16 protein-coding genes and 1 pseudogene are annotated in these 15,522 nt (G+C 33.1%); 4 read left to right on the forward strand and 13 right to left on the reverse strand.

Features of this window, described 5'->3' with window-relative positions; translation table 11 throughout:
- Nucleotides 1-99 precede the first annotated feature (99 nt).
- The 3 genes from mgtA to HMPREF9333_RS12950 are packed head-to-tail and all read right to left on the reverse strand — an operon-like array spanning nt 100 to nt 3,586.
- The gene (gene mgtA, locus HMPREF9333_RS09500) at nt 100-2,640 is read right to left on the reverse strand and encodes a magnesium-translocating P-type ATPase (RefSeq protein WP_005541635.1); all 2,541 of its coding nucleotides are present in this window, start codon (nt 2,638-2,640) and stop codon (nt 100-102) included.
- 46 nt (nt 2,641-2,686) lie between these two features.
- A complete protein-coding gene (locus tag HMPREF9333_RS09505; RefSeq protein WP_005541636.1) occupies nt 2,687-3,403 on the reverse strand; it encodes a hypothetical protein in 717 nt (238 codons plus the stop codon).
- 15 nt (nt 3,404-3,418) lie between these two features.
- The gene (locus tag HMPREF9333_RS12950) at nt 3,419-3,586 is read right to left on the reverse strand and encodes a hypothetical protein (RefSeq protein ID WP_005541637.1); all 168 of its coding nucleotides are present in this window, start codon (nt 3,584-3,586) and stop codon (nt 3,419-3,421) included.
- Between the two features lie 529 nt (nt 3,587-4,115).
- Between HMPREF9333_RS12950 and HMPREF9333_RS09510 the strand changes: the two genes are divergently transcribed.
- From HMPREF9333_RS09510 to HMPREF9333_RS12960, 4 genes are all read left to right on the forward strand, one after another.
- Complete coding sequence (locus tag HMPREF9333_RS09510; RefSeq protein ID WP_005541639.1) at nt 4,116-4,598, forward strand: hypothetical protein; 483 nt, start codon at nt 4,116-4,118, stop codon at nt 4,596-4,598.
- A gap of 115 nt (nt 4,599-4,713) precedes the next feature.
- The gene (locus tag HMPREF9333_RS09515) at nt 4,714-5,001 is read left to right on the forward strand and encodes a transposase (protein WP_005541640.1); all 288 of its coding nucleotides are present in this window, start codon (nt 4,714-4,716) and stop codon (nt 4,999-5,001) included.
- 34 nt (nt 5,002-5,035) lie between these two features.
- Nucleotides 5,036-5,350, forward strand: coding sequence for an IS3 family transposase (locus tag HMPREF9333_RS12955; protein ID WP_156797327.1), 315 nt, complete (start codon nt 5,036-5,038; stop codon nt 5,348-5,350).
- Nucleotides 5,344-5,838, forward strand: a complete 495-nt coding sequence (locus HMPREF9333_RS12960) for an IS3 family transposase (protein WP_005541642.1) — start codon at nt 5,344-5,346, stop codon at nt 5,836-5,838. The genes HMPREF9333_RS12955 and HMPREF9333_RS12960 overlap by 7 nt, the downstream gene beginning before the upstream one ends.
- A gap of 305 nt (nt 5,839-6,143) precedes the next feature.
- On the opposite strand, the gene HMPREF9333_RS09525 is transcribed toward HMPREF9333_RS12960, so the two are convergent.
- The 10 genes and pseudogenes from HMPREF9333_RS09525 to HMPREF9333_RS09565 form a co-directional block, all read right to left on the reverse strand.
- On the reverse strand, nt 6,144-6,356 hold the full coding sequence (locus HMPREF9333_RS09525; RefSeq protein WP_005541643.1) for a helix-turn-helix domain-containing protein: 213 nt from the start codon (nt 6,354-6,356) through the stop codon (nt 6,144-6,146).
- Nucleotides 6,356-8,455 carry an AAA family ATPase gene (locus HMPREF9333_RS09530; protein WP_005541644.1) on the reverse strand — a complete coding sequence of 700 codons (2,100 nt, stop codon included), beginning with the start codon at nt 8,453-8,455 and terminating at the stop codon, nt 6,356-6,358. The genes HMPREF9333_RS09525 and HMPREF9333_RS09530 overlap by 1 nt, the downstream gene beginning before the upstream one ends.
- A 401-nt stretch (nt 8,456-8,856) precedes the next feature.
- Nucleotides 8,857-9,656 (reverse strand): annotated as a pseudogene (locus HMPREF9333_RS09535) (IS1634 family transposase); the annotation flags it as partial.
- 86 nt (nt 9,657-9,742) lie between these two features.
- Nucleotides 9,743-9,892: a hypothetical protein gene (locus HMPREF9333_RS12965; RefSeq protein WP_156797329.1), complete on the reverse strand. Its 150-nt coding sequence runs from the start codon at nt 9,890-9,892 to the stop codon at nt 9,743-9,745.
- Between the two features lie 391 nt (nt 9,893-10,283).
- Nucleotides 10,284-11,303 (reverse strand): hypothetical protein, encoded by a 1,020-nt coding sequence (locus HMPREF9333_RS09540; RefSeq protein WP_005541647.1) that lies wholly within the window; start codon nt 11,301-11,303, stop codon nt 10,284-10,286.
- A 472-nt stretch (nt 11,304-11,775) separates the two neighbouring features.
- On the reverse strand, nt 11,776-12,621 hold the full coding sequence (locus tag HMPREF9333_RS09545) for an RnfABCDGE type electron transport complex subunit B (protein WP_005541649.1): 846 nt from the start codon (nt 12,619-12,621) through the stop codon (nt 11,776-11,778).
- A 12-nt stretch (nt 12,622-12,633) separates the two neighbouring features.
- Nucleotides 12,634-13,209, reverse strand: a complete 576-nt coding sequence (rsxA, locus tag HMPREF9333_RS09550) for an electron transport complex subunit RsxA (protein ID WP_005541650.1) — start codon at nt 13,207-13,209, stop codon at nt 12,634-12,636.
- A gap of 14 nt (nt 13,210-13,223) precedes the next feature.
- The gene (rsxE, locus tag HMPREF9333_RS09555; protein WP_040882809.1) at nt 13,224-13,907 is read right to left on the reverse strand and encodes an electron transport complex subunit RsxE; all 684 of its coding nucleotides are present in this window, start codon (nt 13,905-13,907) and stop codon (nt 13,224-13,226) included.
- Nucleotides 13,908-13,917: 10 nt separating this feature from the next.
- Nucleotides 13,918-14,532, reverse strand: a complete 615-nt coding sequence (locus tag HMPREF9333_RS09560; protein ID WP_005541652.1) for an RnfABCDGE type electron transport complex subunit G — start codon at nt 14,530-14,532, stop codon at nt 13,918-13,920.
- Nucleotides 14,532-15,521, reverse strand: a complete 990-nt coding sequence (locus HMPREF9333_RS09565; RefSeq protein WP_005541653.1) for an RnfABCDGE type electron transport complex subunit D — start codon at nt 15,519-15,521, stop codon at nt 14,532-14,534. Before HMPREF9333_RS09565 ends, HMPREF9333_RS09560 begins: the two co-directional genes overlap by 1 nt.
- Nucleotide 15,522: the final 1 nt, after the last annotated feature.

A 15,522-nucleotide genomic window follows, 5' to 3' on the forward strand; every position in this document is an offset into this window, starting at 1 on the left:
AAATAACAACCAAGTAATTCATACACCTCATATAGGCAGTACTAATACTTCGAGTTGTTTACTATGGGACTCTTTTTAATTCAGCTGTTTAATTTTGTTCTATAATCTACCTTTTCCGGAAAATGAATTATGTTTATAGAAATTCTTTTTCAATATTTCAGCAGTCAATGCATATAAGAACGAAACACCAAGCAAAGCTAACAAGATCTTAATAGGCAGAGCAATCAATCCTAGATATGAATTTATTGGACTATATATAATCATAAGCAGAACTGCGGATATACCTATTACAGCAATCAGTAATTTATCACCTGGCCTACTGGCTAAGACCGGTCTTGCTGTTCTAACTATAAGCATTACCACCACAGCAGAAATAATAGACTCTAACATCCAACCGGTATGAAATAATTCCTCGCCTGCCTTAAAAATAAACAGCAATAATGCAAAAGTTATATAGTCGAATACTGAAGAGATAATCCCAAACAGGATCATAAACTTCTTTATAAAATTAATATCCCATTTAACGGGATTCTTTAACCAGTCTTCATCAACTGAATCGGAAGCAATTTGCAGTGATGGAAAATCTGTTAGTAAGTTTGTTAAAAGAATTTGCTTAGGTAATAAAGGTAAAAATTTCAAAAATAAACTTGCCCCTGCCATTGAAAACATATTACCAAAGTTTGCACTTGTAGCTACAAATATATATTTTAAAGTATTAATAAAAGTCCTTCTGCCCTCGTTTATACCTGATATCAATACCTTTAAACTATTATGTAGGAGTACTATAGAGGCTGCATCTTTAGCCGTATCAGCAGCAGTATTTACAGATACTCCGACATCTGCCTGTTTTATAGCAGGCGAATCATTAATACCATCCCCCATATATCCTACTATTTCTCCCGCCTGCTTATATGCCATAATTATTTCTTCTTTTTGATTAGGGCTTATTTCAGCAAAAATATCTATATCTAAAACTTTCTTGTTAAGCTGGCTTAAAGAATACGCATCTAATTCCTCTCCCAATAAGATCTTTTCAGGATCAAGTCCTGTTTGACTGCCTATATTTTTTGCTATAAGACGATTATCTCCTGTAATCATTTTTAGAGAAACTCCCAATCTGTTCATTTCCCTGACAGTATCCTTTATATCTTCTTTTAATGGATCTATAAATAGTAATAGACCTGCAAAGACCATATCTTCAGCTTTTTGTTTTTGAATATCCGTCCCGTCTTCTATCGCTTTGTAGGCAAGCCCTAAAACCCTATAGCCTTGACTTGAGTACTTATCAAATAAATCCAGTATCTGTGTCTTAATCTTTTCAATGCCTCCACCAGTCTTATCTGCTCTTTCATAAGTTTTGCATACATTAAGTACACTTGTTAAAGCCCCCTTTGTAATCATTATATTTTTACCGAAAAAATCCGGTTCGGTCCTTACCATGACACTCAAAAGCTTAACTTCAAAAGAGTATGGTATTTCAAATAATTTTTTATATTCAGAAAAATTATTCGTATTTGCTTCTAAAATAGCCTGATCAATAGGATTTGAATATCCTTCCTGGAAATATGAGTTTATAGCTGCCAGCTTGCCTATATTATCTGATTTTTCACCGTTACAATCTAAAGCAGAATCCAGCTTTACCTTGCCCTGAGTTATAGTTCCTGTTTTATCAGAGCACATTACAGTCATTGAACCGAAATTTTCAATAGCATTTAATTTTTTTACTATAACTCCTTGCTCTGACATTCTCTTAGCACCCTGCGACAAATTTACACTTATAATCGCCGGCAACATTTGAGGAGTTAAACCTACTGAAAGAGCTAAAGCAAACATAAAAGATTCTAAAAACGGCTTATTTAAAATTATATTAAATAAGAATATTAGACCGATTAATAAAGTTGTAACATGAAGTATTAAATTACCAAAGTCTTTTATACCTTTTTCAAAATCTGTGTCAGAGTCTTTTTTATTTAAAGATGCAGTAATTTTTCCAAACTCCGAATCTTTAGCTAGATTTACTATTACTGCCTTTCCCGATCCGCTTATAACATGAGTCCCCATCCAAAGTGAATTTTTCCTATTAGAAAGTCCTGTATCAGCTGATAGCTTTTGTGGTATCTTTTCAACAGGGAAGGTTTCACCGGTTAAGCTTGATTCGTCCATTGAAAGAGAGTTTTCTGATATAAGCAGACAATCAGCGGGTATCATGTCCCCTGTTTTTACGTTTAATATATCCCCTACTGTCAGCATTGCATTATCTATTTCTTCAAACTTTCCATCTCTTAAAACAGAAGATTTTACACACACCGAAGAAAGAAGTTTTTTTACTGCATTATTAGCCTTACTTTCATGGCTATAACTCAAAAATGCAGAGAGCATAATAATGATTAGTATAATAATACCGTCAGAATAATCTTTTAAAAATATTGATAAGACTGCCGCAAAAATCAATATCATGATTATAGGATTTTTGAATTGATTTATAAACATCTCCAGTTTTGAAGATGACTTCTTTTCTTCAAAAATATTCTGTCCATATTTATCTATTCTTCTTTCTGCTTCCTTGCCTGATAATCCATCTTTACCGGTATTTAGCTGTTTTAATATATAATCTGAATCATAAGACCAAAATTCTTTCATAATCTCCTCCTTGTTACAATTAAAGTATATTACTAAAGCGGACAGATTACAATAGGTCTTTACATAAGATATCATAAGTACCGCCATCTGGAATATCACTATTTATTCTAAGACCTATTAACCGCTGCCTCTTATTTGCTTTTTTCGTAATCAGAATATTGTAAGGTCCGAATATTGAAACATCTTTTAGCGTCATCTCAGGCTTGGGTATTTCAGGCTCTAAAATTTCTTTAATATCATCCCCTGAGTCTATAACCATATCTATATTTGGATCATTGTGTACGGCTTCATCTAAGGAGTAATATACTCTTTTATGAAATGAAAGATAATCCAATCCTTTGTATTCACGGTATTTTTTAAACCAGAGGCAGGTTTTTTTTATCATTTTTATTATTTCTTTATTATTTCCTTTATATTCCATATAGCCGTATTCAAAACCCGGTATATCATATGTACCGGAAACCGGTATATACAAGGCTTCCGGGTAATATATGACCTTTTCATCATTTAATGCATATATCTCACAGTTCCATTCGGGGTACAGTTCATAACCTTTTTTTGATAAAGAACCAGATGCATCTTTATCTTCTAAAAATGAAATATGAAAATTTACCTGTAAAAAATTTTTCACCTCTTCAAGATGCTCTCTTCTGCAAACTATTAAATTCATAATTGAAAGTATTGTCGTTGCAAAAATCAGTATTGCTGCAACTTTTGCAGTTTTATTTATTTTAAAAATTTTTTTAAAAAGTTTACTAATCATGATATGTTACCTCCCCTATTTTAAAATCATTTTCCAGATCTGATCTGTACTGCCTATTATTTTTTTCTTTTTATCATTTGCTACCATTTTATAATTATGCTCCATATATATATTTCCTGCAACCTTATTTAGAATAAACTCATATGTTTTAGAAGGATAAAACCCTGGTTCTTCTCTATTCATAAATATTCTCTCTATTTCTTAATAATATCCATGTAAAAACGAAATTTTTTCTAGAGTCTTTTTCAATAATTTTTTTATCAGATAAGCTGTCATCATCAGGGTTTGCTACATCTCCATACAGTATATTAGTGTAAAAGTTTTCTCCCACCTGTGAGTAAGTGGCATAAACAGTGGTTTAACTGCTGTTTCTGCCACTGTCAAAGGACGCTGCCATTATATCCTACATAGAACGTGATATAAAAAACATCACTGTTAAACGCCATTAAAAATGGCAGTATAAACGGTAATCCGTTTTACAAATAGAACATAGATCATTTTTATATATATAATACATGGAGTACTCAGCAAATTTCTACACAAATGAAATTACATGGTTATAATATTGACAAATACAAGTCTGTATGCTATATTCTCTATCTGCCATCAACTTATACATAATATCGGTTCATCATAGAAATCTTAGATTTTTGTCTTGATAACTGAACCATTACAAATTAGCTTTATTATAAAAATAAGGAACAAAAGTATTATGAAGAAGATTAATTACAAAGTTGCTGATGTTATTCTTTTGATTATCATATTTTTAGCATTTAAAATATTTGAAAAATATATATTTGGAATATTAAAATCCAATAAAGATACAATTTTTATAGCTTTAGGGGTTTCGCTGATATTTTTTAGTATTTATATTAATAGTTTTTTTTTCAGACTTTCACATAAAGAAATAATACATCTCAGTCAAAAAGGTTGGAAAATCACAGGATATTATTCAAAGCTTTCGCTTAGCAATGAAGATATATATAATAAATCTTACAATATCTGGATCAAATACGGTTGTATATTCCTATTGATTGAGCTGTTTGGACTGTTAATTGTATATGTACTAAATAAATGTTTTTTGACAAATAATATGTTTTTCGTTCATATTGTAATAGCTTTTATATCTCAAATAATTTCATGGATTATAACAATGATAAGAGAGAAAAATATACTAAATAATAAGAAAAAGTAGGTACTTCATCGCTTATTTGTCTTTTTAGATATAATGAACCCATAAATTAAGACAAAAAAATTATTGTTTCTAAGTTGGATTTTCCTTATAATTTTATAGCGAAAGGAGTCCAAATATGGCAAGACAACAACACTCCCCGAAGGAAAAATCGAAACTCGTACTTGAAGCAATTCGAGGCGAGCGTACAATCAATGAGATAGCTGCCGAGAACAATATTCATCCAAACATACTTTCAAAATGGAAACGAGAAGCTGAGTCTCAATTGTATACACTATTCCAAGATAATTTATCAAAAGAACGCAGAGCTCAAAAAGCACATGAATCCGAAATAAATGATTTGTATGCTCAGATTGACAAACTCACCACTCAGAACGAGTGGCTTAAAAAAAAATCTGGTTTCTAAGTTTAATGTAGCACAACGCCGTCTGCTTGTTGAGATGAATGGCTCACCCCTTCCTATTTCTACACAAGTTCGCCTTTTAGAGCTTAACAGAAGCGGTCTTCATTATCAGCCGATTCCGCATTCCACGGAAGATTTGCATATAAAGCAGATGATTGATAAAATCTATACCAGATACTCCATGTATGGATACCGTCGCATTTGCTGGTATATGAATAAAATAGAGCATTATGTGATTAATCATAAAGCAGTCGTCCTTCGCCATATGAAGGAAATGGGTATACAGGCAGTATATCCACGGCAAAATACAAGCAAATCTGAGCCGGCTAATAAAATAATCCCTACTTGCTAAAAGGGCTTAAAATTGATCATCCGGATCAAGTCCGGTCAATTGATATTACCTATATTCCTGTAAAAACAAACCGGCTATACTTGGTAGCAATTATTGATTGGTATTCAAGGTTCGTGCTACACTGGCAATTGAGTGATACTATGGAAATAGATTTTGTTCTTGATACCAGCCGTAAGGCATTAAATGTATCCAGTCCTGAAATCATGAATTCAGACCAAGGAAGTCATTTTACAAGCCCAAAATTCACACAGATTTTTCTGGATGCAGGTTCTAAAATTAGTATGGATCACCGTGGGCGTGCCTATGATAATATATTCATAGAAAGGCTCTGGCGAACCATAAAATATGAGGATATATATCCTAAGGCTTACGAGACACCAAAAGAAGCACGTATCGGAATTCATAACTATATAAAATTTTATAATCACGAGCGTCCACACTCACGCTTAAAAGACCGCACACCGGAAGAAATATACCGGTACAGATAATTATCCTGTTTCTCCCTCTTGTGTAGTATAAGTGCAGATATATGAGCTGTAAAGGGTTCCTTCGGAAGCTGCTTTGCAGCACACCCTTGACAGTTCATATATCCACACTTGGTGGGTAACTAATGGAGAAAAGGATGGAATAATCTCTTCCGAAATCCAACTTAAATTTTTAAAAAATTGTCTTGACAAATGGGTTCACTTTAAACTGAGCATGTGTATCTATTTTACAACTAAAAACGCACTCTCCTCCAGCCTTCTAAAGAGCTAATCTAAAGCCACCTATACCTGCAAACAAATCTATAAACTTAAATGTTTTCATTATTTTTAAACTCCAATATCTCCGAAATATCACAATTAAATTCAATACAAATTTTTTCTAGAATTTCCATACTAACATATTGATTTTTACTCATTTTGGCAAGAGTAGATGGTGAAATTTTTATTTTTTCTCTAAGATCAGTTTTAGACATTCCTTCATCAATAAGTTTTTTCCAAAGTTTACTATAAGTAAATCCCATCAGTTTTTCTCTCCTTCAATAAATCTAAACAGTTTAACCCATTTATCAATATATACTTGCTCTATTTTTACATTTTCTTTAACTAGCTCTTTACTGACACTCTTTGAAAACTCTACTTTATATCCTTTAGTAAGCAAGTTTATATCTATACAATCTTCTAAAGATTGATTAAATGTTTTATTATCACCAAACACCTCATCAAAATCCAACTCATAGTTTACTTTATTAATAATTTTCATAAAACTTTTTCTAAACAGTTCCACTGGAATTAAATCTTCAATTTCAGATTCAACCATATCGGTTATATCTGAAACATTTAGTATTAAATCTTCATTTCCTACATACAGCTCTTTTTCTAACTTAATTTTAAAATCATTTCCGCTTCTATCTGAGTCCAAAATGACCTTTGGTAGCCCTTCTTTCACTGACAATAAACTTGATATTTGATTTATTCCTCGTATGCCACCAGATGGAATAAAAACAATATCTTTAACTGGATGTAATAATTTATGTCCAACCAAGTATTGTTTAATTGAATTTAAATAATATTGATCTGAAACACCTTCAACTATTACCAGATTACAACCTTGTAAAAATATATCGGATACACTCAATCCTAAAGCTGCATGAATAGCGTAAATAGATTTAGATTCATTTGGTTTTTGATTGGAACGCAAGTCATTGGAAACAACTGTAAAACCATCTTTATCTATATACACAACTTTAGCTCTTTCAAGATGCATTGTATCTACTAAAAATGGAGAGTGTGTTGTGTGAATAATCTGATTTGTTATTGATAATTTATCAAAAAATGCAACTAAATCCTTTTGAGCTAAAGGATGTAGTGATAATCCTGCTTCATCTAGCAAAATTATTGCATCTGAATGAGCCTCTTTACTTTCAACTAGAAACACAAGATAAAAGCTTAAAAACCATTGTAAGCCTGTACTTCGGTTTTCCAATACTATTTCTTCAGGTCTTTCCTCATCAGAAACCCAAATTCTAAAATGACTTCCATCAGCTTGTAGTCTAAAGATATAATTTCCTTGTTTCCACCACTCTTTAAACTCTCTTGTGAGTTTACTACTAGCAGATTGCAAAAGAATATCTCTTTGCTTAGTTTTTTCTATATTTTCAGCTACTTTTTCTTCGTTATCCTCAATTATATTATTATACATATCATACCGTATTTTATCTGGAGCCATTTCTAAAATTTCATGCGGATCAAGACCAACATATTCAAACAAAACTTTTATAGTTCTTGCCTTAGCTTTAGTTACTCCTGATAAGTCTTGCCTTTTTAAATTATCAATAACATGTGGTAAATAAATTTCTGAATCTAAATTACCATAATTAGAGTAGTATACAAACTTAGGTATATTATCAATAATTAATTTCCCAACTTCCTCTGATTCATTAATAGTTTCTCTTTGAGTATCAATTATTAATGTTTCTAATTCATTAATTAAAATATTAACCTGAGGTCTAATTGTTGATCTTGCCATTTCTTTTGATTTTAAATTACCTAACCTATCTACAAACTTGTTTACAATTTCTATATTTACTGGATCAGTATCATTATATTTTTTTATTATATCAAGAACCTCATTTTTAATTCCTGCTTCTGTTTTTCCTTCTTCTTTTAATTGAGAAATAATTTTATTGTATCTCTCACAAATGATTCCAAGTTCTATTTGAATATTAATTTTCTTACATGCTGCATCACGAAATATAATTTCATAATTATTATCGTAATTTTTTGATATCCATACTCTCCTTAAATTTTCTATTTCTTCATTATATTTTGCGGATAATTTATCTAATATATCATTTGCTATTATTTCAAATTCACATTCGATAAAATTTGGTTTTTTAATCAAATTTCTGTATTCTGCAAATTTAGAAACTGGCATATCATCAGAGAAAACTATTGCTCCATCTTTTGCTGGATTTAATTTCCAAAGTGCAACTAATATATTAGATTTTCCTGCTTCATTTACTCCTACCAAAGTAGTTATTTCATCAAAATCAATCCATCCACTATCTCTCACGGATTTAAAATTCATAACTCTAGCTTTTTTTAATTTCAATTTTTGCATAGTATTACCTCAATATAATATTTAAATTATCGTATTTTTCATACATTATACCATACTTAATATATAACTACAAATCAAAACTACCGGCTTCAGCGGTGAAGAATAAATTTATTTTTATTTTGCCACCTTCAGTTATTTTCGATTTTTTCTAAACTATCAACAGCTTGCTTTGAAAAGATTTTAATTATCCACATGCTATAAGGCTATTACACCCCGAACAAAAATTTTGTGGATTATTTATTAAACTTTTTTCTGATTTTTTTCTTTTCTTTTACCACCTATGGTACAATACTCTTGTCATTTGAGATATATTCCCATCTTTGACACTTACAAGAAGCATAAAGGCTCTAAACCCTTTTACAATCAGGGTTTCAGAGCCTTTATATATGCAAAAAATGTAGCTATTTTTCTTCTTTTTTCATTGTTGTAAATTTTTTTTCATAATTCTGTTTGATACAATATCTAAGTCGGTTCGGAAGCCTGAAATTTCATGTAAGGCATCTGTAAGGTCTGTTCTTTTGTAAGTAGGAATATAGCCATCTCCCGGAGATATCATCATATTCATATTTCTAATGGTTTTAATGATTTCATGGCATGAGAAGTTTTCTTCAGGGAACTTCTCTGTGAGCTTTTTTTCTAAAATCCGATAAAGCACAAGGGAAATATAGCAAGTCAGGAAGTGAGCCCTGATCCTGTCTTGCCTTGAGAGATAAACAGGTCTTGCCTTAAATTCGGTTTTCATAATGCGAAAGCATTCTTCTATTTCCCAGCGTTTATGGTTGATTCTTACAATGGCTTCCGCTTTGTCTTCGAGGTTTGTGCATACAGCATGGAAACCGCCATACCGTTCTTCCTCAGCTATCTTTTTCATATCCAATTCAACTAGGGATTTTTCTGCGACTTCTCCATACCTTGTGATATGTTCTTCTGATAATAGGCGTTTATAATCATTTGTAGACCTTTTTGTGAGTATTGAATGATGATCAAGGGAGCTGATTGCTTTCTCAATCTGCCGTCCTCTTATTTTTCTCCGGTAAGCCCTGTATTTTAGAGAAAATGTAATTATAAGATGCTGTTCCTGACCATCTTCATTAATCCATCTGTCTTTATAGAAGGTAGTCTGATAGTCCTCTACAGGGTCAAGCTCGCTTATTATATAAGTTTTTCTGCTACCTATTTTTCTCCATGCCGTATTTATTAAAATATTCTTCAATATGATATAGTATTTTATCTCCACTGTAGATAAAATTATACGATAATCATCAAAAAAACATTTACTTAAAAATCCTATATATAATAGATAACATTTCTTAGTTCTATTATAATCTCCGTTTTTTCCATTTCTGCGATAAGGAGTAAATCCCGTTCATCTCTTTTACTGCATTCCTCTATAAATATATTCTTCAAAAATGATGATAAATAATATGTATAATCCATATTTTACCTTCCAAAAACAATTATTTATACCCGACGTATATATCAGATAATATTGCTAAAATATTTGAAGTTAAATAAAATATCCCGATACTTATACAGCTAAGATCTGATCTATACTTTAAATACCTGAATATACCGTAAGCCCCCCTTTAAAATATGCAGGAGCTTCGCAAGGCATATTTTAAAGGGGGCTTATACGGTATGCTGACCTCCATAAACTTAAGCCTGCATACAATTAATTACTTCATTGTATAAGATATTTATACAAAAAATAAATGAACTCATCTATATAAAATTAGAACTTTGAATCATATAAAACTCTCTACCGTTCTGTCTTTCAACTATGTAATACAGTAAACACTCCATAATAAATTTCTGCAATATATTATAATTATATCCCATACTCAGCCTTTAAGGCATCCCTTCTCTCAATTAAAGAATAACACTTTTCCTCTGCAATAAGCCCTGCCCTTCTATACTCAATCGCCCTATTTCCAAGTTCTATAACGGCAAAGTCTCTGAATCCCGGAGTATTATATAATTTTAAAAGCAGATTATACCCCCTCTCATAATGCCGGGTTCTTGCCGCTACTGATAAATAGATGTCAATAAAAGAATCATACGAAGTATCAATAAAAATTAAATCAATTGCATATCTATTAAGATATTGTTCTATGTGATACATTAATTTACCACCTGTTTCAGTAGAGGCGATATCCTCAATACAATTGTAATACCTGATCAAAGCATTAATATAGATATTGTATAAATCTTTAGTCTTATTATAATCTCCGGATTTCTCCATAGTATTTATAAAAAGTGAAACATATTCTTTTATTTTGTCTTTTGTTCTCTCCTTTTTTCCCACATATATCATATTTAAAAAAGCAGCAGAATATTCCTTACTCTTTATTTCAGCACAATTCTGCCTTTTAAACTTCGCCTTCAAATCATTACTTCTCTTATAAAAAAAATCCATCTCTTTTCTGGTAATTATTCCCACAAAACTAAAAGCTTCATCTCCTAATTTTATAATCGCAAATTCTTTAAATTCGGGGATTTCATATAACTTTAAAAGCAAATTATAATTTCTCTCATACTGCCATGTTAATGATGCTACCGATATGTATATTTTAATCATATTAAAATCAAAGCCATAATTTTCAAAAAATTCTTCAAGATGATAAAGTACTTTAACACCTCTCTCAGTATCACTAATACTTATAGGTGAATCAAAATAAGAATAACGTAAAATCTCAATATACAGTCTATATATTTCTTCAGTTCTCTTATAATCACCGTTTTCTTCCATTTTTTTTATAAGGAGTAAATTTTGTTCATTTCTTTTATCTTTATCTTTTACAAAGGATAAAGTTCTATTTAAAAATATCAAATAATAAGTATAGTCCATTTTATTTTCCTTTTAAAACTGTTTTAAGACCGGAAAATCCTTTTATAAGACACCAATCTCTTAGTAAAATATTTGAAATTAAATAAAGTATTGTTTATCTTCATAATCTTTCTCATTTTTAATAATATATTTGTTAATATTATATGGTAAGATTATAACAAATTTATTATTTCTTTTATAATTTTTTCTTACAAAACCATTCTCATAAATTTATATATTTAAAATTACGGATTATAAAAAGCTAGAAACCAAAAACACCTCATTACTTCTATAAAATTATAGATTTTTATCTCAAGTATCCCGGCACTTATGCAGCTTCGGTCTATACTTTAAATACCTGAATATACCGTAATACCCCCTTTAAAATATGCCTTGCGAAGCTCCTGCATATTTTAAAGGGGGTATTATACGGTATGCTGACCTCCATAAACTTAAGCCTGCATACAATTAATTTAAAATACTTATATAATATTTAATTTGCAACACTCATCTTCTCAACTTTTTCAGGCACAGCCTCAAGCTTATCAGACAGTATAATCTTAACCGGGCATTTTAAGGCACATTTGCCGCATTCAGTACATTTAGCATACTCAACCTTTGCAACATTTCCGTTCATATGAATTGCATCAAACTCACATACCTTTGTACACATAGTACATGCAATACATCCAACCGAACATTTTGACTTAACCTCCTTGCCCTTATCCTGCGAATTACACTGTACAAGCGTTCTGTTTTTATAAGGAACAAGTTCAATAAGCTTTTTAGGGCATGCCTCTACACATTTTCCGCAGGCAACACATTTTTCCTTATCAACAAGGGCAATGCCGTCAACTATATGTATTGAATCAAATTCACATGCCTTGACACATGAACCGAAGCCCATACACCCATAAGTACATGCCTTTCCGCCCTGTCCAGGAACAACCATTGCCTTGTTACAGTCCATAATGCCGCTGTATTTATAATTTGTTACAGCTTTATCACATTTTCCGTTACACATAACAAATGCAACTTTTTTCTGAGTATCCCCAACTGAAACGCCCATAATTTTAGCAATAATCTCAGCTACAGGTGTTCCTCCTACAGGACACTGTGATACAGCCGCCTCTCCCCTTGCTATTGCCTTTGCAAGACCATCGCAGCCTGGGTAACCGCATCCTCCGCAGTTATTGCCCGGAAGAGCTTCCCTTACAAGTATCTCTTTTTCATCAACCTCAACCTTAAACTTCTCACTGGCAATTCCGAGAAGTATTCCTATAAGTATGCCGACAGTCGCAACTATACCGGCGGCAGTTAAAATAGCTGTAATATTCATAGTATACCTCCTTTAGATAAGCCCTGCGAAACCGAAAAATGCTATTGCCATAAGACCTGCGGTTATAAGCACTATCGGCATGCCCTGAAGTGTATACGGGATATCGCTATTTTCAATTTTTTCACGCACTCCGGCAAGCAACACTATAGCAATAGCAAAACCTGAAGCGGTACCTATTCCATATAACAGACTCTGTATAAAACCATGTCCTTTTGCCACATTATCAAGTGCTACACCTAAAACCGCACAGTTTGTAGTTATAAGCGGCAGAAAAACTCCGAGTGCTTCATAAAGCGACGGTATCTGCTTTTTAAGAACCATCTCAACAAACTGTACCAGTGCCGCAATTACAAGTATAAAAACTATAGTCTGCAAATATTCAAGTTTAAGCGGAACAAGAATAAATGAATATATAATACTTGAAGCCGCAGACGAAAGCGTTATTACAAATATTACAGCAGCACCCATTCCGGTGGAAGTTTCAACCTTTTTTGAAACACCCAGAAACGGGCAAAGCCCCAAAAAGCGGCTTAATACAACATTATTTACAAGTGCCGCACCTATAACTAAAAGTATAAGTTCTTTCACTTTTACAATCCTCCTTACTTACTGTCGGCTGTATCTGTACAGCCAACACTGCAGCCTGCACATCCGCAGCCGCAACCTGTACTTTCATCATCCTTTTTAACATTCGTAGCACTCGGAAATTTAAGTTTGTTCTGTAATGCCGTGAGCAGCGACAATACAAAAAATGCCCCGGGTGCAAGTACAAATATTGAAATATGATAATCATCTGGAATTATCTGATGCCCTAAAACCGAACCTGCACCAAGAAGTTCCCTTACAGCACCTATGCAGCTAAGTGCTATAGTAAAGCCCATACCCATACCTAGACCGTCCATAAATGAAAGTCCCGGAGTATTTTTTGAAGCATATGATTCAGCTCTTCCAAGTATAATACAATTTACAACTATAAGCGGTATATATATTCCAAGAGCTGCATATAATGAAGGTACAAAGCCCTTCATAAGAAGATCCACAACTGTAACAAGTGAAGCCACTATTACTATAAATGCAGGTATCCTGACACGATCAGGTATTACATTTCTAAGTGCTGATATTAAAAGATTTGAAAATGCAAGCACCGCAAGCGTTGAGGCACCCATTCCAAAACCGTTTATCAGTGAGGTTGTAACTGCAAGAGTAGGGCACATTCCAAGCATAAGTCTAAAGGTTGGATTTTCTTTTACAATTCCATTATAAAGTCTTTCTGTATACTTTTCCATCTTTTTCCCCCTACTGTGAAATGCAGTTTTTATCAAAATATAGTGCCGCATTGACTGCCGAAGTTACTGCTCTTGAAGTAATAGTAGCACCGCTTATGGCATTTATATCACTGTCATTGCTGCTTGGAACTTTAACTACATTAAATGACTCAACCGTCTTTCCTGCATACTGTTCATAGAATTTAGGTTTTGTCGCATTCATTCCAAGACCTGCTGTCTCGGATATACTTAAAAAAGCAATTCCATTAACTTGACCTTCTGACGTAATTCCTACAGACAGTTTCACTGCACCGCCATAACCGTCATTTGAAATTGATGTAACCACATGCCCTATCACAGTATTATTTGAGTCAAGAGCATCGACAACCTCATCAATCTCAACATTGCCCAGATTAAGCCCGTCTATCACCGCCTTATTTTCTTTTACTGCCAAAGTATTCGCTTCATTTTCCTTAAATGAAGCGGCATCTTGAAATACCTTTTTATATGCCGCCTGCTTTGTAGCCTCCTGTGCCTTTGCTATAGGAGCTTTTGTAATATCGTAGACAAGACCGAGACAAAGACCAGATATAAGTGTAATAATGCACAAAATCACGGCATCTTTCATAAAACCGGCTTTTTTCATTATGCTTTTGCCCTCCTTCCAAACGGTTTCGGAATAGTCATTTTCTCAATTAACGGATAGAGTATATTTCCTATTATTATCGCATATGAAACACCTTCCGCACTGCCTCCGAACATCCTGAAAAGACTTGTAAGTATACCTACACAGATACCGTATATTATCTGACCGCTTGGTGTAATAGGAGTTGTAGTATAGTCAGTTGCCATAAAAAACGCTCCAAATATAAGTCCTCCTCCAAGCAAATGTCCCATAACAAAAGTTAAAGTATGATTACCAAAAACAAATGTAAACACTATAACTGTCAGGATATAAGCAAGAGGTATCCTAAGTGATATGACTTTTTTATATAAAAGATATGCCGCACCTATAAGAAGAGCTATTTTTGACACCTCCCCTATAGTTCCGGGAACCCTCCCTATAAACATATTCATAAGGGTGTAGCCTCCTGAGGCGGCACCTGCGGTTGCGGAAGATATGGCATCTGCCGCCTGTTTTTGTGCCGCAAGCGGAGTTGCACCGCTTAATGAATCATAACCCAGCCTTTTTGATGTAAAATTAGTCATCCTTAATGCAAAAGATATAAGCAGAAAACATCTTGCAGCAAGCGCCGGATTCATCCAATTTTGACCTATGCCTCCATAAAACTGCTTTACCACTATAATCGCAAACACTGCACCAAGCATAGGTATCCATACCGGTATCTCAGGCGGCATGTTTAGAGCAAGTATAAGCCCTGTAACCGCTGCAGAAAGATCCCTTATTGTGCTTGGCTTTTTCATAAACTTCTGATACAGATACTCCGCAAGCACTGCGGTAGCTACGGTAAGTACTACCACTATAAGTGAGTTTAAGCCAAACTGCCAGATGCCGTAGACAGTAGTCGGAAGCATCGCTATAAGTACATCACGCATTATATCGGATGTACTGGAGCTGTCCTTTATATGCGGTGATGCCGAAACATTATATGAAGTAATGCCGGGATTTTCCATA

Origin of the sequence: Johnsonella ignava ATCC 51276 (assembly GCF_000235445.1) — a bacterium.
In the GTDB taxonomy this organism is placed as follows: Bacteria; Bacillota; Clostridia; order Lachnospirales; family Lachnospiraceae; genus Johnsonella; species Johnsonella ignava.

Coding starts and splice junctions, on each gene's coding strand:
- mgtA (WP_005541635.1), bottom strand. CDS start 2,640: ATGAAAGAATTTTGGTCTTATGATTCAGATTATATATTAAAACAGCTA.
- HMPREF9333_RS09505 (WP_005541636.1), bottom strand. CDS start 3,403: ATGATTAGTAAACTTTTTAAAAAAATTTTTAAAATAAATAAAACTGCA.
- HMPREF9333_RS12950 (WP_005541637.1), bottom strand. CDS start 3,586: ATGAATAGAGAAGAACCAGGGTTTTATCCTTCTAAAACATATGAGTTT.
- HMPREF9333_RS09510 (WP_005541639.1), top strand. CDS start 4,116: ATGAAGAAGATTAATTACAAAGTTGCTGATGTTATTCTTTTGATTATC.
- HMPREF9333_RS09515 (WP_005541640.1), top strand. CDS start 4,714: ATGGCAAGACAACAACACTCCCCGAAGGAAAAATCGAAACTCGTACTT.
- HMPREF9333_RS12955 (WP_156797327.1), top strand. CDS start 5,036: ATGAATGGCTCACCCCTTCCTATTTCTACACAAGTTCGCCTTTTAGAG.
- HMPREF9333_RS09525 (WP_005541643.1), bottom strand. CDS start 6,356: ATGGGATTTACTTATAGTAAACTTTGGAAAAAACTTATTGATGAAGGA.
- HMPREF9333_RS09530 (WP_005541644.1), bottom strand. CDS start 8,455: ATGCAAAAATTGAAATTAAAAAAAGCTAGAGTTATGAATTTTAAATCC.
- HMPREF9333_RS12965 (WP_156797329.1), bottom strand. CDS start 9,892: ATGGATTATACATATTATTTATCATCATTTTTGAAGAATATATTTATA.
- HMPREF9333_RS09540 (WP_005541647.1), bottom strand. CDS start 11,303: ATGGACTATACTTATTATTTGATATTTTTAAATAGAACTTTATCCTTT.
- HMPREF9333_RS09545 (WP_005541649.1), bottom strand. CDS start 12,621: ATGAATATTACAGCTATTTTAACTGCCGCCGGTATAGTTGCGACTGTC.
- rsxE (WP_040882809.1), bottom strand. CDS start 13,907: ATGGAAAAGTATACAGAAAGACTTTATAATGGAATTGTAAAAGAAAAT.
- HMPREF9333_RS09560 (WP_005541652.1), bottom strand. CDS start 14,532: ATGAAAAAAGCCGGTTTTATGAAAGATGCCGTGATTTTGTGCATTATT.
- HMPREF9333_RS09565 (WP_005541653.1), bottom strand. CDS start 15,521: ATGGAAAATCCCGGCATTACTTCATATAATGTTTCGGCATCACCGCAT.